The organism is Neorhizobium lilium (genome assembly GCF_004053875.1).
In the GTDB taxonomy this organism is placed as follows: Bacteria; Pseudomonadota; Alphaproteobacteria; order Rhizobiales; family Rhizobiaceae; genus Neorhizobium; species Neorhizobium lilii.
The window spans coordinates 1,196,123-1,217,411 of sequence record NZ_SBIP01000002.1; the positions used below are offsets into that span (position 1 = coordinate 1,196,123).

A 21,289-nucleotide genomic window follows, 5' to 3' on the forward strand; every position below is an offset into this window, starting at 1 on the left:
GCTTGGTTCCGGAACAAAGCATTCGACCATCCGTTTGCACCGGGACGACATGACAGGAGACAAGCCTATGAGCATGGACAGCAATCCGACCTCCCCCACCGAAGACGACGACAGGAAGACGGAGAGCACGGCTCGCGAAAAGGGCCACAAGGCCGATCTGGAAGAGCAGTTGAACGAAGGGCTGGAAGACACGTTTCCGGCAAGCGACCCCGTCTCGACAACGGTCACCTCCATTCCGGCAGGCACTCCGCCTCCGCCTAAAAACTGACCCGTACAACTCCCGCAGAAATTCACTGGAACAAATGGGGCGGCTTCCTGGATAGGGAGTCGCCTTACTTCATTTATCCTCTGTGACTTTTTCGGGATATCCGAACTTGCCTTCGATGCTGTAAGGAGAACCAACTGGGTATGGTGGGCTGATATTTCTTTCGGGCGGGGCGCCGTTTGATGATGGCATCAGAGGTCGGAATGTCGAAACAAGATAGATCTGTTACGGAACAGGAAAAGAAGATCGGGCGGCGCGTCAGCCGGCAGGTTTCCGTTCTCCTGACCGAGATCGAAAAGGAAGACGTGCCGGACAGGCTGCTCGACCTTGCCCGGGAGCTTCAAAAAGCGCTGAACGACAAGCTTGAGGCCCGCGCGGCGGAATAGTCGCGACCGACTGTACTTGGTCGCGCCTGCGCCGGCCCGGAACCCCCTCTGCAGCATGCTCCTGGCCTCGTTGAAGCGGCATATCCTCCCTCTGGAACTTTGATCTTCCGTTCAGGTTCTTTGGCCTCCTGAAATGAGGAGGAGGAAACCATGGAGGATCTTGGTCGCTGCCGCCACCTTTGCGTCGATATGCAGCGCATGTTCGCCGAAGATACGCCCTGGAACATACCCTGGATGGCGCGGGTGCGCGAACCGGTCGCCGCATTGGCGGGGGCCCGCCCGAGGGAACCATTTTTAACCGCTTCGTGCCGCCCGTCACGCCGGAGGATGCCGTTCGGAGCTGGCGGGACTATTACCGCAAATGGCCGATGATGACGCGCCACCGGCTCGGCAACGAAATGGTGGATCTCGTTCCCGAGCTGCGGGCGCTGGTTCCACCCGCCATCGTCTTCGACAAGCCCTGCTACTCCCCCTGGCTCGACGGGCGGCTTCACGCCTTCCTTCAGCAGCAGGAGATCACGACGCTGGTCATCTCGGGCGGCGAAACCGACGTCTGCGTGCTTGCTACCGTCGTCGGCGCCGTCGACCTCGGCTACTACATCGTGCTTCTCAAGGATGGGATCTGCAGTACCTCCGACCAGACCCATGACGCTTCCCTCTCGCTGTTCGGCACCCGCTTCTCAAGCCAGCTTCGGCTTGCCTCCACGGAGGAAATCCTCAGTCAGTGGGGATAGATGGTTGCGGAACCTTACGCGCGCCCATCTGTTTCCAAAGCAGAGCAATGGTGCTCGCCATCGCAGGAGAGACCGATGAAAAATGAGGAACCAAAGGCGGGACGGCCGGGCGAAACCTCGCAATGGCCACGCTGGGAAGGTCCGGCGGAAAGCCGCCCGAGCGGCTATCTCCAGGGAGAGGCAAACATATTCGCCGATGGCCCGGAGACGCAAAACCATGCAGGCGAGCCGCCGGCCGATTACGACCGCCCCGACCATCTGGTCGAGCAGGATATCAAGGAAAAGCTGACCCAGGACGCTTTTCTCGATCCCACCAACCTGACGGTCACCGTCAGCGGCGGCGAAGTCCTTCTGGAGGGATTTGTCGCAAAACTTGCCGACAAGGAGCAGGCTGAAGCGACCGCTATGTCTGTACATGGCGCGCGCTCCTGCCAGAACAACCTGCGCCTTGCGCCTGAACGGCACTGAAATGGTGGCTTGCGCCTGTCAAGCCGCCCGCTGAGGTCACCGAATTCATGCTGATTCGGAACCTTGCAAGCATCTTCACGTTAGGTGCATCGCAAGCCCACGCGAACCAATTTTGAGAACAACCAAGGAGAGAAACCCATGGCTACCAAGACCCTGAACGACCTATTCCACGAGACGCTCAAGGACATCTACTACGCCGAGCGCCAGATCCTGAAGGCACTGCCGAAGATGGCTCGTGCGGCCCAGGACGAACAGCTGAAGGCTGCATTTCTGCAGCACAAGGAAGAAACCGAAGGTCAGATCGACCGCCTGAAGCAGGTGTTCGAAATCATCGGCAAGCGTGCACAGGGCAAGACCTGTGATGCGATCGAAGGCATTCTTTCCGAAGGCGAAGAAATCATGGACGAATTCAAGGGCACGCCTGCTCTTGATGCCGGCCTTCTCGCGGCCGCACAGGCTGTCGAGCACTACGAAATCAGCCGCTACGGCACGCTGCGTTCCTGGGCTCAGCAGCTCGGCATGAAGGACGCCGCCACCCTTCTCGAGGAAACGCTCGCAGAGGAATCCAAGACGGATGAACTTCTGAGCGGACTTGCCGAAACGGCCGTCAATTCTGCCGCCAAGAAGGCCGCCTGAATAAGCAAGAGGATGCCATCAGGCATCCTCTTCACCAACTGAAAAGGTCCGGTAAAACCGGACCTTTTTTATGTCTTCAAGCATGACGATCAGGCATGAGCGCTGAGCCGAGGCGCTGCTCCTGCCACCGTTGGAGAACGGCTGATCGGAAGCATCTCGCCATTCGGCGCCTGCAGTCGGAACAGCCTCTCGGCAAATCGTCCTTTGCGAACGAATTGGGATTTGGCCGCTTCCAGCGCAAGCTCGTAGGTGTGGTGATAGGACGCAGATCTTACGCCATCTATGACGTAGACCCAGCCGGTTGCATCGGGCATTATGTCGCAGTATTTTTGCATTGTGATGTCTCCTTCCCGGCGGCTCTAACCAAATTCTCAGTCATAAGTTCCGCCGGTTTGGATTGCCGCTCATTCTTTCTCGGAAAGAAGCGCGCAAGATGGAGATTGCGTTGGAACTTTCACGTTGCACCCCCGTTGTGGCGGTTGGGCGAATGGAGACGATGATGGCGGAATCCGAAGACGATTGGATCAAGGCGCGCGCTTACGAGTTGTGGGAGGCGGAGGGTTACCCCACAGGCAAGGATACCGAGCACTGGGAGCGCGCAACGCTCGAATACGAGAGCGCAAAACAGACGACCGGCAATCTGCCGAAGTCGCGCCGCAAGAGCGCAGAGCCTCCGGCTGCAGAGGAGCCGGTCAAACCCGCAACAAAGCCGACGGCAAAACCCAGCAAGGCTGCCGCCTCGAAAGTGGTGACGGCCAAAACAACATCTGCGGCACCGAAGACGCCGGCGCCCTCGCCGGAAGTACCTGGCAAAAAGCGTGCAAAGAAGGCCTCGACCGAGGCCTGACGTGCCCCACCTCCGCAAGAGGATGACGACTGCCCGTGGCGTTTCCCACCCGCCGCGGCGAGTGGTTTATTTATGCTTTGGGCGCCGAAATGCCATTTCTTCTTATTCATTCAAACCGTATTCTGGAATGGAACGGGGCATATGAACGATGCGTTCTCAGTCATGCAAATGCAGCATGGCAGAGGCAAGCATAATGGATGTACATGCCCGGTTCGATGAAATTGGTGTTAATCCTGGTCACAGGATGAGCCGATCCGCCGCATCTGACCGCGGAAATAGGGATATTGCGCATATGAAGGTTCTGTCAGTCACTTCCGAGATCTTTCCTTTGGTAAAGACCGGCGGCTTGGCAGACGTTACGGGTTCGCTTCCAAAGGCTCTGGTCGCCAGTGGCATCGAGACGACGTCCATCGTGCCGGGCTACCCGAAGGTCATGCGGCTGCTGAACAATGCCACCCCGCTCCTCGTCTTCGACGATCTGCTCGGCGTGCAGGCGGCTCTGATCCACGCTCGCATCGACGACCTCAGCCTTTTCATCCTCGATGCGCCCGAACTTTATGATCGCTCCGGCGGTCCCTATGTGGATGGCAACGGGCGCGATCATCACGACAACTGGAGACGCTTTGCCGCCCTGTCGCGGGCCGCGGCCGAGATTGCCAACGGCATATTGCCTGGGTGGCAGCCGGACCTCGTGCACACCCACGACTGGCAGTCTGCCATGACCTCCGTCTACATGCGGGAAATGGGATGCTCGGTCCCGGTGGTGATCACCATCCACAACATCGCCTTCCAGGGCCAGTATTCGGCCGATATCCTTCCCGCGATCGGACTGTCGAGCAGCCTGTTTTCGTCGAAAGGCCTCGAATATTACGGCGATATCAGCTTCCTGAAGGGCGGCTTGGTAACGGCCGATGCCATCACCACCGTCAGCCCGACTTATGCCCGCGAAATCCTGACGCCCCGCTTCGGCATGGGCATGGACGGTATCCTCAACGAGCGGGTCTCGGTGCTGCGAGGCATCGTCAACGGGATCGACCTGGATGTCTGGGATCCGGCCACCGACCCGCATCTGCCCCGGAACTACGACCTGCATAGCCTGCGGCGGAAGCGCGAAATCCGACAGATCCTGCTCAAGAATTTCGACCTCGACACGGAAGGCAATGGGCCGGTCTTCTCCGCCGTCAGCCGTCTCACCTGGCAGAAGGGTCTCGATATGCTGGCCGAGACGGCCGATGAGATCGTCGCGAACGGTGGCAAGCTGATCATCTTCGGCCAGGGCGATCCGGAGGTGGAACAGCATCTGATCCGCACCGCCGAGCGCTATCCGGGCCGCATGGCGGTGCATATCGGCTATGACGAACCGATTGCCCATTTGATACACGGTGGCTCGGATGCGATCGTCCAGCCGTCACGCTTCGAGCCTTGCGGCCTGACGCAGCTCTACGCATTGCGCTATGGCACCGTACCTGTGGTGTCGCGCACCGGCGGCCTGTCGGAGACCATCATCGACGCAAACGACGCAGCCATGTCTGCGCGCGTGGCAACCGGCTTCCAGTTCCATCCTGTCACGACGGATGGCCTGCGTCTGGCGCTTCGGCGTGCCATGCACGCATTTGAAGAACCGAAAATGTGGGCGCGGCTGCAGAACCAGGGCATGAAGGCGAAGTTTTCCTGGGAGCGCAGTGCCCAGCAATATGCAACGGTCTATGCAAACATAGTGCGCAAGTCCGGCCATGCACCGCAGAGCATTCGCCGGGCGACATTCTAGGGCCAAGCCGGCCCGAGGGCCATCCGCAGTCACCTGGGCGTCATAAGCCGGGCAAGTTGTGGACTGACGATTGCCGAGAAAACGTCCGGTTTTCCAAGCGCACGCGCCGACAGCATCGCCCCGTGCACCGAGGCAATCAGGATTTCTGCTTCCTGTTCCGGCGGCGCGGATAAACTGAACAACCCTTGCTCGACCCCCGCTTCGAGCACGGATCTCACCCAGATGGCCAGGTTGCGAAAATGGGCCCGGACATGCGCCGCGACCTCCTCCGGCAGCATCTGCATCTCGCTGGCGAGCATTGCGCAGACGCAAAACGGCTGCGAGGCGTCTAGAATGCATGACTGCCAGTAGCCTAGATAGGCCTCCAGCTGCTTGGCCGGGTTCGTGACCTGCTCGCCAAGGGCTTTCAGTCCCGAGACGGCGCGTTGCACATACCGATCCAGCAGAACCTCGACCAGTTCAGCCTTTGTCGGAAAATGATGGTGTATGCTGGCCTTCCTGATGCCGACGGCATCGGAAATGTCCGCATAGCTAAAACCGTTATAGCCTCCCGCGACGACGAGAGACTCTGCGACATCCAATATTTTTTCCGAAGTCGAAACGTTCATGATGCTGCCTACCTTCTGCTAGGGAGGCTGTCAATGTTCGGGGTGCCCGTTTGAATCCAGCCGGCCCAACAAAGGAATTGACATCGAAAATTACCTACCTATTAGTAGGATGGCATTCCAAGGAGTCTGCCATGTCAAATCAATCGAATACCCAATCCAACTGGTTGCGATCCTACTATCTTATCCGCGCCCTCTTCTCGATCTTCTGGATCGCAGCTGCCGTCCTTTTCGGCGCTCATTCCGCCTTTGCCTTTCTGTTGCTCGTCATCTACCCGGCCTGGGATGCCCTCGCCAATCTTGTCGATGCCCGCTCGAATGGCGGTCTGAAGGCTAATCGGTCCCAAGCATTGAACGTTGCCGTCAGTACGATAACGGCACTGGCGGTCTTCTTCGCCTTGATGAAGGACAACCAGGCGGTTCTGGCCGTCTTCGGCGTCTGGGCGATCCTGTCCGGCCTGCTGCAGCTTTCCACCGCAGTGCGGCGGTGGCGCCTTTATGGCGCGCAATGGGCTATGATCCTGAGCGGCGCTCAATCAACGCTTGCCGGCGGGTTTATGATCACCCGGTCTCTCGGTGCCATCCAGCCCACTATTCTCGACATCGTGCCCTATGTCGGCTTCGGCGCTTTCTATTTCCTGCTATCGGCAATCTTGCTGACAGTTGCGGCCTCTCGCACGGCAACTGCCAAGCCTTAGCAACGAAAGAGGCCGGCGCTGGGGCCGGCCTCTTTCGTTCGCATGTTGTTGACTGACCGCCTATGGGCGGCGGAAAAGCGCCAGGCTGCGGCCTTCCAGCTCGAAATCCTTTTCCTTGGTAATGACCTGACCGTGCTTGGTGACATCGGACGTGGTCAGTTCCAGCACCCAGCCACCCTCGCCGAACTGCGGAATTTGGAAAGGCACATTGCCCTCGAACGGATTGAAGAGCAGCAGCACGTCGTGCCAAATCCCTTCTTCTTCCTTGAGATCGCCCCGGCCGATATAGAGGCCGATCGTCGATCCCTCGTCCCATTGTTCGGCCGTCTGGAACCCGCCGCCGGCATTGAACCACTTGATATCCATGCCATCGCGCCAGTTTTCGCGCCGCAGGAGCGGCTGCTCGTGGCGCAGCTTGATGATCTGGCGGGTAAATTCGCGCAGTTCCTCGCAGCTTTCCGGCAGGTTTTCCCAATGAACCCAGGAAATCTCGCTATCCTGGCAATAGCCGTTATTGTTGCCGAGCTGGCTGCGGCCGAATTCATCGCCGGCCAGAAGCATTGGCGTGCCATGCGAAAACAGTAGCGTCGCCAGGAAGTTGCGCTTCTGGCGCTCTCGCACCGCATTGATACCTTCGTCCTCGGTCGGACCTTCGGCGCCATAATTATAGCTGCGGTTATCGTTATGGCCGTCGTTATTGTCTTCGCCGTTGGCGTCGTTGTGCTTCTCGTTATACGAGACCAGATCGTTCAGCGTGAAGCCGTCATGGGCCGCGACGAAGTTGACGCTCGCCCAGGGCCGGCGTCCGCGCTGGTCATAAAGGTCTCCCGAACCGAGCAAGCGTGCTGCGAAATCGGTGGAGACATTCGTGCCCTTCCAGTATTCGCGCACCGTATCGCGGTACTTGTCGTTCCACTCGGCCCAGCCAGGCGGGAAGCCGCCGACCTGATAGCCGCCGGGGCCGATATCCCACGGTTCGCCGATCAGCTTGACCTTGGAGAGCACAGGGTCCTGCGTGATTGCGTCGAAGAATCCGCCGCGCTCGTTGAAGCCTTCCGGCTCGCGCCCGAGAATGGTGCCAAGATCGAAGCGGAAGCCGTCGATGTGCATGGCCTCGGACCAATAACGCAGCGAATCCGTGACCATCTGCAGGACGCGCGGATGTGAGGTATTGACGGTGTTGCCGGTGCCGGTATCGTTGATGTAGTAGCGGTGCTGGTCAGGCATCGTCCTGTAGTAGGAGAAGTTGTCGATACCCTTGAACGAGAGCGTCGGGCCAAGCTCGTTGCCTTCGGCCGTGTGGTTGTAGACGACGTCGAGGATCACCTCGATATTGGCGTCGTGGAAGCTGCGGACCATGTCGCGGAAGCCCTGGATCCCGCGTGGCCCGTAATATCGCGAGGCCGGCGCAAAGAATCCGAGCGTGTTGTAGCCCCAGAAATTGTGAAGACCTTTTTCGAGCAGGTGCTGGTCATCCGGAAAATAATGGACCGGCATAAGCTCCACGGAGGTAATTCCGAGGCTCTTGATGTAATCCACCGTAGCCTTGTGGCCCATGCCCTCGAATGTGCCGCGAAGCTCCTCAGGAACGCCGGGGTTGAGTTGCGTGAAGCCCTTCACATGGGTTTCATAAACGATCGCGGCCGGCCAAGGGATATTCGGCCGGTTGTCGTTCCAATCGAACTCCTTCGGGTCGATGACCCGGCACTTTGGCATGAAAGGAGCGCTGTCGCGTGCATCGAACACGAGATCCTTGTCTTCGTGCAGAAGATCATAGGCGAAATGAGCTTCGTTCCACTCCACATCTCCCACCAGTTCGCGGGCGTAGGGGTCGATCAGCAGCTTGTTGGGGTTGAATCGGTGACCGTTTTCCGGGTCATAGGGACCATGAACGCGGTAGCCATAGAGCGCACCTGGCTTCAACCCGGGAACGTAGCCATGCCAGATTTCGTGCGTGTATTCCGGAAGCGCCAAGCGCGCGATCTCGACTTTGCCACTGGGGTCGTAGAGACATAATTCGACCCCCTCCGCATGCGCGGAAAAGATCGCGAAGTTCACGCCTTCGCCGTCATAATTTGCCCCGAGCTGGAGCCATGAGCCCGGCTCAATCGCAAAATTCGTTGAATTCATATCCATACCGCACCCTTTTTGAAGATCGCCGACATAATGGTGCGGCACAACAAATCGTTCCGTGGTTTCGAAAAACTATGGTTTTGGTGGTTCCGTTGGCTGCTGGTTCGTCGCGCCGGCGGCATTATTGACCGGCGCCTCATACCCGGAGCCGCTCTGCGGTGTAGCCCGCCGCTCTGTCGGGGCCATGTTTTCGGCCTGCGGCGGCGGCGTGTTATCGATCGGGTCGCTCTGCGTATTGCTGGAATCGCTGCATGTGGAAAGCAACACCACAGCGGATGCGGCTAGGATTAACCGTCTCATCACCGTGTATCTCCATCGGCTTTGGTGGCTGGAGTGGCACGGCGGCGGCGATCGAGTGCGACGACTTTTTCCACTGCTGCGACATCTTCCGCAGCAGCAACCGGAATAGGGTCGCTGGCAATCGCCTCCAGGACCTCCGGCGCGAGGCCACCGTTTCGGATGACGTACTCCAAAGCCTCGCGCGTCTGACGTTCGGCTTTCAGCTGCGCATAGAGTGCGAGGATCAACCTGTCGCGGACATCGCGCTCTCCGGCTTGCTCAGACATGGCAATATGACTCATTGCTAACCTCCAAAATGTGCTGAAGGCTCAACATCCGGTCATCGCAATGGTTCCCTCCAACGCATGTCGCGCTAAATTGGGGTACAGACAAGATGGAGGCCGACATGCGAGAGACTATGACACCGCAGGAACTTGAGGCACGGTTGAACGCCCACCGGGAACTGATCATCGATCTTCTTGCAGCTGTCATCGGCGGCGAGAAGGCGGAAGACGTTCTGCGGAGACTGCGGGATGATGCGTCAGTATCCGACTATGAGGAGGATCCGGGCGTCATGCCGGACGAGGCCTTCGCCTTGGAGAATGCAACCGCAAGCGAGACAAGGGCGATCCTCGATGCTGCGCGGGCCAGGGCCTCTGCCAATAGTGACACCCGAGTTTAAAGGTTTAAGGCGCTGCTGCCACGTTTATGGCGAGATTGTGGAACCATAATACGGATGTTCACGTTCATTGACGACAAGGTGGAGGCGACCATGGTCAGGGAATGGATGGAAGTAGCGGGTTTCGTTCTCACGGTAGCCGTGTGCTACATGATGATCGTCCCGGTCTGACTATAGATTAAGGCTCCTGAGGAGGAGAGCGGCCGCAAGGCCAACGCCCTCGCGGTGTGCATACGCCCGCGAGGGCGGCTTCGCGTGCGCAAGAACGAGGCGCGCCTGCCCCCGGTGGTGATCCCGTGGCGGCGATCACCAAATCTTACACGCGGTTAAAAACTGGAACCAAAGCCTTGACGGTGGGTTAGCCTTGATGGGCGCCCGGAGGTGGCGCCTGCAACGGAGGTGCACCATGCAGGACATGTTCAGGACGCTCAAGGACAGGTTTTTTCCCCACACGACCAAGAAGTCTCCAGCTCTTGTGCGTTCGGCAGAGTTTCATGTGGTCGTACCGAACAACGTTGCTCTCCCGCTCTCGAAGGCGCCGCGTGACGAGATCAGCGTGCCCGCCTCGATCAATGGCAGGGACCTCTCGACTGGCCGCCTGTGAGCAGCATCAAGACCAACTTAAATCGAAAGGATCAAAGATGGCTGACATCCAATCCGCCTCAATCCTCATTCTGGCCACCGATGGGTACGAGCGTTCCGAGCTCCGCGTGCCGCTGGAAGAACTGCGCAAGCGCGGCGCCGACGTGAAGATCGCTTCTATCAAAACCGGCGAAATCAAAAGCTGGGACGAGACCGACTGGGGCGATAGCGTGCCCGTAGATCTCGAAGCAAAAAATGTGAAGGCGGAAGATTTCGACGCCCTGGTTCTACCGGGCGGCCAGATCAACCCCGACCTCCTGCGTGTCGATGAAGATGCGGTGCGTGTAGTGCGCGATTTCGTGAAGAGCGGCAAGCCTGTCGCTGCGATCTGCCACGGCCCCTGGCTTCTGGTGGAAGCCGATGCTCTGCGCGGCCGCAAGGCAACGTCCTACCATTCCATCCGGACCGACCTGCGGAACGCTGGCGCCTCCTGGCGGGACGAGGCCGTGGTAACCGACAACGGCATCATCACCTCGCGTTCGCCAAAGGATCTGCCGCAATTCATCGACAAGATTGTCGAGGAAATCCAGGAAGGCAAACATAACCGCCAAGCCGCCTAGTCCTGACCTAGTCCAAAATGAGCCGCCCTGCACATGCCGGGCGGCTTTTTCAATGATGAAATGCGACTAGTCCCACCTCATTCCGCTTGGGAACCGGCGGTTTCTCGCAGGAATGCCAGGAGCCGCTGCTCGGTGGAGCGCAGCCCCTTCGGACCTTTGAGATAAGGCTTTTCAGCCATCAGCTTTTCAACAGGGGAAATATCCTCCGCCAAGGCAAGAATGCTCGGGTGGATGTAGCTCGAGCGGCAGACGGCGGGCGTATTGTGCAGCGCCTCGGACGCGGCCTTGCAGATGGCTTTTACCTTCGGCCGCTTGCCGTCCTCCTCGATGATCTTCCATGCTTCCATCAGCGCTGCCAGACTTCCGCCCCAGGTGCGGAAGGTCTTGGCGGAAATGCTGAAGCCTGCCGCCTTTGCGAGATAGGCATTGAGCCGTCCAGAGTCGATCGGATGCGGCACGCCGTGCTCGTCCGGCCAAGAGAACAATTGCCGGCCCGGCAGATCGGCAATCTCTTCGAAGATGCGCTGCAGCCGCGGATGCTTGATCGTGTGCTGCACCCGCTTGCCGCCCTTGGCTGTGAAGCGCAGCAGAACCGTATCGCCAGAGCGCTTCATGTGTCGCTTCAGAAGCGTCGTGGCGCCGTAGGTCTTGTTCTCCTTGGCGTAGAGACGGTTGCCCACCCGCAAATGCGTCGCATCCATCAGCGCGACCAGGGCCGCAATCACGGCTTCCGTCTGACCGAGGCCAAGCGAGATGTCACGCGTCACGCGGCGGCGGATGCGCGGCAAGGCCTCTCCGAACCGGAGAAGCTGGTCATACTTTTGCTCGCTGCGAAACAGCTGCCACTCCGTGTGGTAACGGTATTGCTTACGGCCACGGGAGTCGTAACCGGTCGCTTGCAGGTGGCCACGCGGATCGAGGCAGATCCAGACATTCTCGTAAGCCGGCGGCAGGCCGAGCGAAGCAATCCGCCGCTTTTCCAGTTCGTCGGAAAGTAGCCCCCCATCCGGCAGCCGGTAGCAGAACCCCTTGCCGCGGCGAAGCCGGCGGATTCCCGGTTCGCCATCGCTGACATAGGTGAGGCCAATGCTTTCGAGAGAGACCTGATCGATTTCGATCGTCGTGGTCGTCGTCGTTTCGGCGGTGATTGTGGTGGCAGTGAGCATAGCGTCCATGCCCGCTAAACGGAGCAGAAACTGCTTCGTTCCCGGCACGCGCGACGATACGAAGCCGCAAGTCTAAACGGTCACGTCGGCGGGAGTTTCGCTGCCCTCGCCGCGCTCGAAAGAGGATCGAGGGGCAATCAGTATCCATTGGAGGCCCTCGCGACGGAAGTTGACCTCTACCTGGCCGGCAAAGGATGCGGCCGCGTGGCGCTTGATGATGGTCGTTCCGAAACCGGTTTCGGACGGTTCCTTTACCGGTGGCCCGCCCTGCTCCTCCCAGCTCAGCCGCAGCATAGGGCCGCCCTGGGCGGGCTCGTCAAGACTGGTCCAGGCGATGCGCACCGTGCCGTGCTGTGCCGACAGTGCACCATACTTCACCGAATTGGTCGCCAGCTCGTGCAGCACCAGCCCCAGATTTTGCACTGCTTCCGCCTTGAGAACGAAATCCTCTCCCTGAACATCGACGCGGTCTGCCACTTCGGCAAACGTGCTCATGTGGATCTCGACCACGCGCCGGATCGACACGCCGGCCCACTGCTCCCTGGCAAGCGCCTCGATCGATTTCGCGAGTCCTTGCAGCCGGTTGCCGATCGCCTTCTGGAACTCTTCCATGCTCGTATCCTTGCGGGCGAGCTGGCGCATCATCGCCTGGACCAGGGTCAGGATGTTCTTGGTGCGGTGGACAAGCTCGTGGAGAATGAGATGTATCCGGTCCTCGGCCTGGCTTCTGTCGAAGGACGCATTAGAAAGCGCGATCGCGACCTGATTGGCTTCCCTGATCCTCGTCTGAATGGGCGAGACGATTTCGCCCTCGCCGATGCGCGCTGCCATCTGCGCGATCTGCTGGATCGGCATTCGCAGCTGTCGGGCCACCAGATAGGCGCAAAGCGCGCTGACTGCCAGAAACAGGATGCCACCCAGCACGAGCTGCCGCCAGGTGGCGAGAATATTGGCCTGAGCGGCATCGATCGGCCCCCATACCACGGCCCTCCAGGTCCAGCCGGTAATCTGCGCATAGCCGTACATCTGGCGGGAGACGCCTTCGACATCTTCGATCGTGCCCTTGAACCCTGTCATCAGCCGCAGAGTGCCAGCCGGAAAAGGATCGCCAGGACCGAGCGCATGCGCGCCGACCGACGTGACCACATGACCCGATCCGTCCACCACGGCCGCCGACCAACCGGCGGGAAGGCCTTCCGTCGAGATCAGCTTTTTCAGCTCCTCGGCGTTCTGCGTAATGATCATCACGGCGCCCGAATAGGAAATGTCCTTCGGCAGCGCCGCCGCCACGTTGAACACCCAGTTGCCGCTGGTCGCGCCCAGAAATACGTCCGATACTTCCGTCACCTGCGAACGCATCACCGATTGGAGCGCCGGCATGTTGGCGGTTTTCCCGAGCGTCGTACCGAAAGGCACACGCGTATTGAGACGCAGCTGCCCGTCGGGACTGGCAAGAATGACGTAAAGCGAGTTCGACCTGAGGCTGTTCTGGGTGCGATTGTGGAAGGAGCGCAAGTCGCCCGCCTCCAGCTCCGGCGAGGTGACCAGCAAGCGAAGCGTGGTCGCCATATCCTGCAGCTCGCGATCGACCGAACGAGCGATCAGCTGGGCATCCTCCGCGGTATCGCTGGACAGGATATCGCGCTCATGTTCCTCGAGCTGCATCATCAGGAAGCCGACGAAGACCAGCAAAGGCAAGGCTATGCCGACTGCCAGTGCAATCAGATAGGCGCCAATCGGCGCAACAGGGAGCAAACGCGAGAACCTATTCATCTCGCGTGCTTGATCCACGATCTGGTTCGCAGGCGCTGTTCCACCCGCACGCACATGGCATCCGTTGTCCCGCCCCTTGCTATGCAGTAGCGGAACTTTTTTATCTGTTTTTGCGGACATGGCCAAGGATTGATTGAAAAATCCCAGGCTTTTCCGTGGGTAGCCCTCCGCGATACCTCCGATGGGCAGGCGCTTTTCGAAGGTCGTACCGCTTTCGGACAGGAACAGGCCAAGCCGGAAACCCCGGCTCGACCCTGATCGCTGTCTTAAACCGTGGTCGATCCACCAAGCGTGTCGTTCATGCTGTTATTGACGCGCAGATTGTTCTGCACATGACGAACGCCGGAAATATCCTCCACAAGGTCTTCAGCCCGTCGCTTGTCCCAGCGACTGGACACGAAGCCGTCCAGGGTGACTTCCGCCTGAGCGACCGTGACACTGATATTGGAGGCATCCAGGATAGGATCGTCGCTCAGCCGGTCGTTGATATCTTCCTCGATGCGCGTGTCAGAACGTTGGTATCCCTTAGGGCCCTTGCCGCGATGCTGATCCATGTCGCGCCGTTGGCTGGCCTTGTCGTCGCCGAACCAGGATGCCACTTCGTCGCCGGCCCGTTCCATCAGGCCGCGGCGCTCGCCTTGGCCGTCATTGCTGCGGGTGCGATCGCCCGAGCCGTAGTTGTCAGAATTGCTCGAGCCATAGCGGTCGGTCCCGTGGCGGTCAGCGGTTCCATAACGGCCAGCGTCGGAACCACCGTCAACGCCGGACGCGTAGCGATCCCGCGGGACAGGATTGGGCCGCGCACGGTCTGGCTCATAGGTGAAGGACGATGGATTGGCGCGATAGGATTCGCGTGCCCAGCCACGAGCCTGATCGCTGTCGCTAAAGCTGCCCTCCTGTCCGTAGTCGTCGCGTCCGCCGCGGTCTCTGTCAGTCTGGTCATGGGTCGAGCGGTCGCGCTCGTCGCGTCCACCGAATTCGACGTCGCGCTGATAATCCGCAAAGCCGCGCACGTTGCCATCGCGACCCGAACGCTCGCTTGGCTGGCGCGAATGGTCTTGCTCGTCGCGACCGCGGTCGTTGCGATACCCACCGGATGGGGAATAAGGTCCGTTCGCCATTGTTTGTCTCCTCGGTTTGACTTGGTTCCTCAGGCGGAACATCAAGTCCAACCACCCCCTCCAGGGTTTGTTCCGAGATTTCAGGCTGGCGGGGCTCTCATGCAAATTGCGGCGCATAGGGCGGATCGCAGAACGAAAAGGGCTCCTTTTCGTGAAGCTTCAGTCGATCCGGCTGCCGGTTTCGGGGTCAAAGACGACCGCCTTGTCCAGGTTGAAGGCAAAACGGAAGCTCTGGCCAAGCTCGGTCACCACTTCGGCGCGGGTCCGGGCGGTAAAGCTTGCGCCGTCCACCTTCCCGGTCAGGAACGTGTCCGAACCCGTCGGCTCGATCATGGAAACTTCTGCGGCAATATGGGCAATGGAGCGGGCGGTGGGATCGACCAGCCCGTCATCCGTGATCGCTTCCGGGCGCAGGCCGATGATGACCTCCTTGCCATCAGGCAGTTTCTTCGTCACGGAAGGCGGCACCGGCACGACGACGCCGTTGCTGCCGAACAGCGCGATGCCGGTCTCCGCCACCCTGCCCTTCAGCATGTTCATGGCGGGCGAGCCCATGAAATCCGCGACGAAAAGATTGGCCGGACGATTGTAGATTTCAGCCGGAGAGCCGACCTGCTGCACCATGCCCTCCTTCAGGACGACGATCTTGGTCGCAAGCGTCATCGCCTCGATCTGGTCATGCGTCACGTAGACGATCGTGGCACCGGTGTTCTGGTGCAGCGCCTTGATCTCGGCGCGCACTTCCACGCGCAGCTTGGCGTCGAGGTTTGACAGCGGCTCGTCGAACAGGAAGACGCGCGGCTGGCGCACGAGCGCGCGGCCCATGGCGACGCGCTGGCGTTGGCCGCCCGATAGCTGGCTCGGACGCCGGTCCAGCAGGTGCTCGATCTGCAGCGTCTTTGCCACCTGCCGCACGGCTGTAACGCGCTGCGCTTTTTCCACGCCGCGCATTTCAAGCGCGAAGGCAATGTTCTCTTCCACCGTCATATTGGGGTAGAGCGCGTAGGACTGGAAGACCATCGCGATATCGCGCTTGGACGGGTGCAGGTCCGTCACCACCTGGCCGTCGATGACGATATCGCCCGATGAAGGCGGCAGAAGCCCGGCAATCGCATTGAGCAAGGTCGACTTGCCGCAGCCGGAGGGGCCGACAAGCACAAGGAAGCCGCCCTTTTCCAGGTCGATATCGATGCCCTTCAAGATCTCGATGTTGCCGATCTTCTTGCGGATATTCCTGATTTCGAGAAAGCTCATGAGATTATCCCTTGACTGCGCCGGCCATCAGGCCGCGCACGAAATAGCGTCCGGCAACGACGTAGACGAACAGCGTCGGAAGCGCCGCGAAGACGGCTGCCGCCATGTCCACATTGTATTCCTTGACGCCCGTGGAGGAGGAAACCAGGTTGTTGAGCGCGACCGTCATCGGCGAGGCTTCGCCGGACGAAAAGGACACGCCGAACAGGAAGTCGTTCCAGATATTCGTGAACTGATAGATGACGGTGACGACGATGATCGGCCCCGATGTGGGGAGAAGAATTCGCCAGAAGATGCGGAAGAAGCCGGCGCCGTCGATCATCGCAGCCTTCACCAGCTCGTCCGGAAAGGCCTCGTAATAATTGCGGAAGAACAGGGTGGTGAAGCCGAGACCATAGACGACATGTACGAACACCAGCCCCGCCGTCGAATTCGACATGCCGGCTGCGCCCAGCAGGCGGGCCATGGGAATGAGGACCGCCTGAAACGGAATGAAGCAGGCAAACAGCATCATGCCGAATACTATTCTGTGGCCCGGAAACCGCCACTTGGTCAGCACATAACCGTTCAGCGCGCCGAGCAGGGTGGAGATGAACACGGCCGGCACCACCATCTTGATGGAGTTCCAGAAATAGCCCTTGATGCCGACACAGGAGACCCCGATGCAGGCCTCGCCCCAGGCCTTGACCCAGGCCGCGATCGACGGGTCCTTCGGCAGGGCCAGCATGTCGCCGCCACGGATCTCGTCGAGCGACTTCAGCGAGGTCGTCAGCATGACGTAGAGCGGCAGCAGGTAAACCAGCGCCAGCACGATCAGCGTCGCATAGATGAAGTAGCGCGCCGTGCGCGCCGAGCCTGCGCTCACGGTCCCGTTGGCTGTTTCGGCAGCTCCGCTCATCGGTTCTTCTCCCGCAGTTCCGAATAGAGATAGGGGATGATGATGGCGCTGATACCCATCAGCATCATCACGGCGCTCGCCGAGCCCACATTCATCTGGTTCCGGTTGAAGGTGTAGGAATACATGAAGGTCGAAGGCAGTTCGGTGGCATTGCCCGGACCGCCGCCGGTCAGCGCGATCACCAGGTCGTAAGACTTGATCGCCATGTGGGCGAGCACGATGAAGGCCGACAGGAAGATCGGCCGCAGCAGCGGAATGATGATGCGGCGGTAGATCGCAACGGTCGAGGCACCGTCGATCTGGGCGGCCTTGATGATCTCGCCGTCTATGCCGCGCAGGCCCGCCAGGAACATCGCCATCACGAAGCCCGACGCCTGCCAGACGCCCGCGATGACGATCGTGTAGATCGCCATCTTGGGGTTGACCAGCCAGTCGAACTTGAAGCTCGTCCAGCCGAGATTGTGCATGGTGTTCTCAAGCCCCAGGCCGGGATTGAGAAACCACTTCCAGGCCGTGCCAGTCACCACGAAGGACAGCGCCATCGGGTAGAGGAAGATCGGCCTTAAGATGCCCTCGGCACGAATGCGCTGATCCATCAGGATGGCGATGCCGAGCCCAAGAGCGATGCAGATGCCGATATAGAGCACGCCGAAGATCGCCAGGTTCTCCATCGCCACATACCAGTTGGGCTGCGACCAGAGACGGTAATAGGCATCAAAGCCACCCCATTTGTAGATCGGCATCATTTTCGACGTGGTGAAGGACAGGTAGACCGTCCACAGGATAAACCCGTAGACGAACACCAGGATGATGGCGAAGGACGGCGCAAGCACCAGCTTAGGCAACCCGTCGCGAATACCATCGGCAAACGATCGCCGCTGTCTCCTTGCGGTAACCACCGGCATCGGTTCGATTGTCGTCATGGAGATCTCCGGTGAGGAGCGAGAGAGAAATTGGGGCGGAGAATTATTCCTGCCGAAAGCCATAGCGGTAACAAGCGAGGGTGCCTCCTCTCCTCATCCCTGTGCTTGTCACAGGGATCCAGCCAGCCCAAGTCTTTGGGCTGAAAAGACCCTTTCGCGCCGCGGACGCGGCGCTGCTGGATTCCTGTGACAAGCACAGGAATGAGGAGTGCGTGGCCCTCAAGGCAGCAAAGCAGCAATGTAACAAAGCCACGCACCCATCACATCATTTCGCCGCAGCGACCGCTTCCGGCAGACGCTTCAGGGCGGCGTCGGTCGTCAGCTGGCCGTTGAGGTGCTGAGTGATGACGTCCAGCATGGCTTCCTTGATCGCCGCCGGCTGGGCGTAACCATGAGCGAGCGAGCCGAGCAGCGTGCCCTTGGCGGAGGCTTCGTTCAGGTCCTTCATGCCCTTCTTGCCGCAATCGTCGAACTTCTCGTCCGAGATGTCGGTGCGCGCCGGGACGGAACCCTTGACGGTGTTGAAAGCGATCTGGAAGCCTGGGTTCTCGACGGCGGACGCCATCTTCATCTGCGCGTCCTTCTGCTTTTCACCCACGTCGAACATCATGAACTGATCGGCGTTGAACAGCACCGAGCCCTGCGTGCCGGGGAAGCGGATGCAGACGAAATCCTTGCCCGGCTCTTTCTTGGCGCGCAACCATTCGCCCTTGGACCAGTCGCCCATTTCCTGCGCGCCGGCCTTGCCCTCGATGACGAGCGCGGTGGAGAGGTTCCATTCGCGGCCGGAGAAGTTCGGATCGAAATAGCTGCGCAGCTTGGACATGTCGTCGAACACCTTCTTCATGGTGTCGCCGGACAGTGCAGCCGGGTCGAGATCGAGAACTGCCTTCTTGTAGAAGTCCGGACCGCCGACCGAAAGCACGACGGATTCCCACATCGTGCCGTCCTGCCACGGAACGCCGCCGTGGGCGAGCGGGATAATGCCCTGGCTCTTGAAGTTGTCTAGCAGCGTGAACAGCTCGTCAATATTGGTCGGGGCCTTGCCGCCGGCCTTGTCAAGCGCGGCCTTGTTCAACCACAGCCAGTTGGTGGAGTGGATGTTCACCGGGGCTGCGATCCAGTGGCCGTCATATTTCGAGAAGGCCTGAAGCGCCGGCGGAATGACCTTGTCCCAGCCTTCCTTCTTGGCGAGATCGTCGAGATTGGCCGCGACGCCCATTTCGGACCAGTCGCGCAGGTCGAAACCGAGCAGCTGAACGGCGGTCGGCGGATCACCGGCAGTGACGCGGGCGCGCAGCGCGGTCATGGCGGCGGACCCTGCGCCGCCGGCAACCGGCATGTCCTTCCAGCCCACGCCTTCCTTCTGAAGGTTTTCCTTGAGCACGTTGAGTGCGGCGGCCTCGCCGCCCGAGGTCCACCAATGGAGGACTTCAACCTGCTCGGCGGCCTTGGCGGCACCCGCGACCATGGCAACCATGGCAACGCCTGCAGCAAGCTTGCTGATCATACGAATTTTCATCGAGATTCTCCCTTTGCATCCGGGCTCCTCTCCGGATATGAGAATTTATAACGATATAAATCGGTGAAGTGTCAAGACAGTCATTCGATTTTTCAGAATTCGCTTGGTTCAAGTAATCCGCTGATTACATTAAAATTGATTAGCCAGTATAAGGAACGAGAGGGTGCGGAAGAGTATCTGCACCGCGTTTATGACGATTTAAATCGATATAGTCTGGCTCCTAGAGAGTGCCGTTGGGAGGTGGAGAATGCCGCTGAATGACCTGGAGGACCGGGGTCGAAAAACGCGGCGCGAGCCCGGCCAGAGCAAGGCTGCCGATGTGGGTAAGCCGACCTTGAAGACCATTGCAGACCTGACCGGCCTTGCTGTGACGACCGTATCACGCGCACTTGCCGATGCGCCGCAGATCGCTCTGGAAACGCGCCAGCGGGTCCGCCAGGTGGCGGCTGAGATCGGCTATCTGCCTGACCGGGCTGCCCAGCGCCTGCGCACCGGCCGCACCAATGTCATCAGCCTCGTGCTCGATCCGCATGAGGAAATCTTAGGCTATGGAACCTCGATGATTCGAGGCGTGACCGCGGCACTGCGTGGCACCACCTATCACCTGGTCATCACGCCGCATTTCTCCGACACGCCGCAGATCGACCCGGTCCGCCATATCGTGCGCAACCGGATGGCCGACGGCATTTTGTTCAGCCGCACCGAGCCGTCCGACGAGCGGGTAAGGTTCCTGCTGGAGCACGATTTCCCTTTCGTGTGCCATGGCCGCACGGAACTTGCGACCGCACACCCTTATGTCGATTACGACAATTACGAGTTCGCCTATAAGGCGGCTCGCAGCCTCATCGCCTCGGGCTGTCGCAGGCTTTGCATCATCCTGCCGCCTGCCCGGTTTACTTTTGCCCAGCACCTGCGACATGGCTTCATGACCGCCGTGCGAGAAGACGGCATCGCTTTCGAGATTGCCCAGGGCATCACGCTGGACAGCAAATCCGATGCCATCCGCGACAACATCGCCGCCCGGCTGAGCGAGGCCGACCCGCCCGATGGCTTTATCTGCGGCGGCGAGGTTTCGGCCATGGCGGTGATGTCGGCTGCCTATGATCTGGGCCTTGAGATCGGGCAGGATGTGCGGCTGGTGGCCAAGCAGACCTCGGGCCTGTTCGACCAGGTGCGCCCGCGGGTGGAGACGATCTATGAAGACCTGTCGGAGGCGGGACGGCAGATGGGGACATTGCTGCTGAACCGCATCACGGGAAGCCCGCCGGTTGCCGATTTGCAGGTGCTGCACGGGGCCTGATTGGCCTCAATAGCAGGCCCAAACGCAGAAAACCCCTCGCTGTGGAGGGGTTTTCCGCTTGCCTTGGAGGGGCGTGGTAATCTGTGACGTCGGTTACTGAATAACCTGAACGACCTTGCGCGACTGTGGTTCCACGATGACGCGCTGCTGGTTGACCACGGTATAGGCATATTTCGGGTTTTGCGGGACAGGAGTGAGGATTACAGTTTCTGGCACGGCGTGACCGACGGTGATCGGCTCCTGCACGATGACGGACTGCTGTACCGGCTGTTCCTGAACATAGGTGACCACTTCGCGCGGCGGAGGGTCGATGGCGCCACCGGCGACCGCACCGACGACGGCACCTACGCCCGCACCGATAGGACCGCCGACGATGGCGCCGGTTGCGGCACCGCCGAGCATGCCGGTGGCAGCGCCATTACCTTCCTGAGCGAAGACGCCGGTTGCGGCGAGACCAAGAGCGGCGGACAGGATGATGAGCTTTTTCATTGTCTTCTCCTTGATTGTCGTGGCCGGATAACGAGCAAGGAGTTGACAGGTTCCTGCTTGGGACTTTGGTCTGGCGTCAGGATTTCCGGGTCGAATCACCGCATTTGCGAATTCGGCCCTCCCTCTTTTGTCGAGCCGACGCA

Annotated in this window: 24 protein-coding genes and 1 pseudogene; 12 read left to right on the forward strand and 13 right to left on the reverse strand. The window is 59.9% G+C overall.

Going from position 1 to position 21,289, the window contains the following annotated elements; translation table 11 throughout:
- The first annotated feature begins 67 nt into the window (after positions 1–67).
- From EPK99_RS11960 to EPK99_RS11980, 5 genes and pseudogenes are all read left to right on the forward strand, one after another.
- Positions 68–268, forward strand: a complete 201-nt coding sequence (locus tag EPK99_RS11960) for a hypothetical protein (protein WP_128443238.1) — start codon at positions 68–70, stop codon at positions 266–268.
- 200 nt (positions 269–468) lie between these two features.
- Entirely contained in the window at positions 469–651 is a 183-nt protein-coding gene (locus EPK99_RS11965; RefSeq protein ID WP_128443239.1) for a hypothetical protein, read from the forward strand.
- Between the two features lie 150 nt (positions 652–801).
- Positions 802–1,385, forward strand: a pseudogene (locus EPK99_RS11970) (cysteine hydrolase family protein).
- A gap of 75 nt (positions 1,386–1,460) precedes the next feature.
- The gene (locus EPK99_RS11975; RefSeq protein WP_128443240.1) at positions 1,461–1,853 is read left to right on the forward strand and encodes a BON domain-containing protein; all 393 of its coding nucleotides are present in this window, start codon (positions 1,461–1,463) and stop codon (positions 1,851–1,853) included.
- A gap of 138 nt (positions 1,854–1,991) precedes the next feature.
- Positions 1,992–2,489 (forward strand): YciE/YciF ferroxidase family protein, encoded by a 498-nt coding sequence (locus tag EPK99_RS11980; RefSeq protein ID WP_128443241.1) that lies wholly within the window; start codon positions 1,992–1,994, stop codon positions 2,487–2,489.
- 89 nt (positions 2,490–2,578) lie between these two features.
- Here the strand turns inward: EPK99_RS11980 and EPK99_RS11985 are convergent, their stop codons facing one another.
- Entirely contained in the window at positions 2,579–2,824 is a 246-nt protein-coding gene (locus tag EPK99_RS11985) for a hypothetical protein (protein WP_128443242.1), read from the reverse strand.
- Between the two features lie 164 nt (positions 2,825–2,988).
- Between EPK99_RS11985 and EPK99_RS11990 the strand changes: the two genes are divergently transcribed.
- On the forward strand, positions 2,989–3,336 hold the full coding sequence (locus EPK99_RS11990; protein WP_128443243.1) for a DUF2934 domain-containing protein: 348 nt from the start codon (positions 2,989–2,991) through the stop codon (positions 3,334–3,336).
- A gap of 292 nt (positions 3,337–3,628) precedes the next feature.
- Complete coding sequence (gene glgA, locus EPK99_RS11995; RefSeq protein ID WP_128443244.1) at positions 3,629–5,104, forward strand: glycogen synthase GlgA; 1,476 nt, start codon at positions 3,629–3,631, stop codon at positions 5,102–5,104.
- A 29-nt stretch (positions 5,105–5,133) separates the two neighbouring features.
- Here glgA and EPK99_RS12000 read toward each other — a convergent pair whose 3' ends face one another.
- Positions 5,134–5,712, reverse strand: coding sequence for a TetR/AcrR family transcriptional regulator (locus EPK99_RS12000; RefSeq protein ID WP_128443245.1), 579 nt, complete (start codon positions 5,710–5,712; stop codon positions 5,134–5,136).
- 131 nt (positions 5,713–5,843) lie between these two features.
- Between EPK99_RS12000 and EPK99_RS12005 the strand changes: the two genes are divergently transcribed.
- Positions 5,844–6,407 carry a DUF308 domain-containing protein gene (locus EPK99_RS12005; protein WP_128443246.1) on the forward strand — a complete coding sequence of 188 codons (564 nt, stop codon included), beginning with the start codon at positions 5,844–5,846 and terminating at the stop codon, positions 6,405–6,407.
- Positions 6,408–6,467: 60 nt separating this feature from the next.
- Here EPK99_RS12005 and glgX read toward each other — a convergent pair whose 3' ends face one another.
- From glgX to EPK99_RS12020, 3 genes are all read right to left on the reverse strand, one after another.
- Positions 6,468–8,543, reverse strand: a complete 2,076-nt coding sequence (gene glgX / locus EPK99_RS12010) for a glycogen debranching protein GlgX (protein WP_205909089.1) — start codon at positions 8,541–8,543, stop codon at positions 6,468–6,470.
- 69 nt (positions 8,544–8,612) lie between these two features.
- The gene (locus EPK99_RS12015; protein ID WP_128443247.1) at positions 8,613–8,840 is read right to left on the reverse strand and encodes a hypothetical protein; all 228 of its coding nucleotides are present in this window, start codon (positions 8,838–8,840) and stop codon (positions 8,613–8,615) included.
- Positions 8,840–9,106, reverse strand: a complete 267-nt coding sequence (locus EPK99_RS12020; protein ID WP_245582393.1) for a hypothetical protein — start codon at positions 9,104–9,106, stop codon at positions 8,840–8,842. The genes EPK99_RS12015 and EPK99_RS12020 overlap by 1 nt, the downstream gene beginning before the upstream one ends.
- Before the next feature lie 119 nt (positions 9,107–9,225).
- Here EPK99_RS12020 and EPK99_RS12025 point away from each other — a divergent pair, with 119 nt between their 5' ends.
- The 3 genes from EPK99_RS12025 (at position 9,226) to EPK99_RS12035 (ending at position 10,700) form a co-directional block, all read left to right on the forward strand.
- The gene (locus EPK99_RS12025; RefSeq protein ID WP_128443249.1) at positions 9,226–9,501 is read left to right on the forward strand and encodes a hypothetical protein; all 276 of its coding nucleotides are present in this window, start codon (positions 9,226–9,228) and stop codon (positions 9,499–9,501) included.
- Positions 9,502–9,904: 403 nt separating this feature from the next.
- Complete coding sequence (locus EPK99_RS12030; protein WP_128443250.1) at positions 9,905–10,102, forward strand: hypothetical protein; 198 nt, start codon at positions 9,905–9,907, stop codon at positions 10,100–10,102.
- Between the two features lie 37 nt (positions 10,103–10,139).
- The gene (locus EPK99_RS12035) at positions 10,140–10,700 is read left to right on the forward strand and encodes a type 1 glutamine amidotransferase domain-containing protein (RefSeq protein WP_128443251.1); all 561 of its coding nucleotides are present in this window, start codon (positions 10,140–10,142) and stop codon (positions 10,698–10,700) included.
- A gap of 77 nt (positions 10,701–10,777) precedes the next feature.
- Here the strand turns inward: EPK99_RS12035 and EPK99_RS12040 are convergent, their stop codons facing one another.
- The 7 genes from EPK99_RS12040 to EPK99_RS12075 form a co-directional block, all read right to left on the reverse strand.
- Complete coding sequence (locus EPK99_RS12040; protein ID WP_164901769.1) at positions 10,778–11,812, reverse strand: DNA topoisomerase IB; 1,035 nt, start codon at positions 11,810–11,812, stop codon at positions 10,778–10,780.
- Between the two features lie 126 nt (positions 11,813–11,938).
- Positions 11,939–13,639, reverse strand: coding sequence for a sensor histidine kinase (locus EPK99_RS12045; RefSeq protein ID WP_128443253.1), 1,701 nt, complete (start codon positions 13,637–13,639; stop codon positions 11,939–11,941).
- A gap of 266 nt (positions 13,640–13,905) precedes the next feature.
- On the reverse strand, positions 13,906–14,760 hold the full coding sequence (locus tag EPK99_RS12050) for a BON domain-containing protein (RefSeq protein ID WP_128443254.1): 855 nt from the start codon (positions 14,758–14,760) through the stop codon (positions 13,906–13,908).
- Positions 14,761–14,919: 159 nt separating this feature from the next.
- On the reverse strand, positions 14,920–16,014 hold the full coding sequence (locus EPK99_RS12055; protein WP_128443255.1) for an ABC transporter ATP-binding protein: 1,095 nt from the start codon (positions 16,012–16,014) through the stop codon (positions 14,920–14,922).
- Positions 16,015–16,018: 4 nt separating this feature from the next.
- Positions 16,019–16,912, reverse strand: coding sequence for a carbohydrate ABC transporter permease (locus EPK99_RS12060; RefSeq protein ID WP_128443256.1), 894 nt, complete (start codon positions 16,910–16,912; stop codon positions 16,019–16,021).
- On the reverse strand, positions 16,909–17,817 hold the full coding sequence (locus EPK99_RS12065) for a carbohydrate ABC transporter permease (RefSeq protein WP_128443414.1): 909 nt from the start codon (positions 17,815–17,817) through the stop codon (positions 16,909–16,911). Before EPK99_RS12065 ends, EPK99_RS12060 begins: the two co-directional genes overlap by 4 nt.
- 283 nt (positions 17,818–18,100) lie before the next feature.
- Positions 18,101–19,351: an ABC transporter substrate-binding protein gene (locus EPK99_RS12075; RefSeq protein ID WP_205909096.1), complete on the reverse strand. Its 1,251-nt coding sequence runs from the start codon at positions 19,349–19,351 to the stop codon at positions 18,101–18,103.
- 253 nt (positions 19,352–19,604) lie between these two features.
- On the opposite strand from EPK99_RS12075, the gene EPK99_RS12080 reads away from it, so the two are divergent.
- Positions 19,605–20,657, forward strand: a complete 1,053-nt coding sequence (locus EPK99_RS12080; RefSeq protein WP_128443258.1) for a LacI family transcriptional regulator — start codon at positions 19,605–19,607, stop codon at positions 20,655–20,657.
- A gap of 93 nt (positions 20,658–20,750) precedes the next feature.
- Here the strand turns inward: EPK99_RS12080 and EPK99_RS12085 are convergent, their stop codons facing one another.
- The gene (locus tag EPK99_RS12085; protein ID WP_128443259.1) at positions 20,751–21,146 is read right to left on the reverse strand and encodes a DUF1236 domain-containing protein; all 396 of its coding nucleotides are present in this window, start codon (positions 21,144–21,146) and stop codon (positions 20,751–20,753) included.
- Positions 21,147–21,289 lie beyond the last annotated feature (143 nt).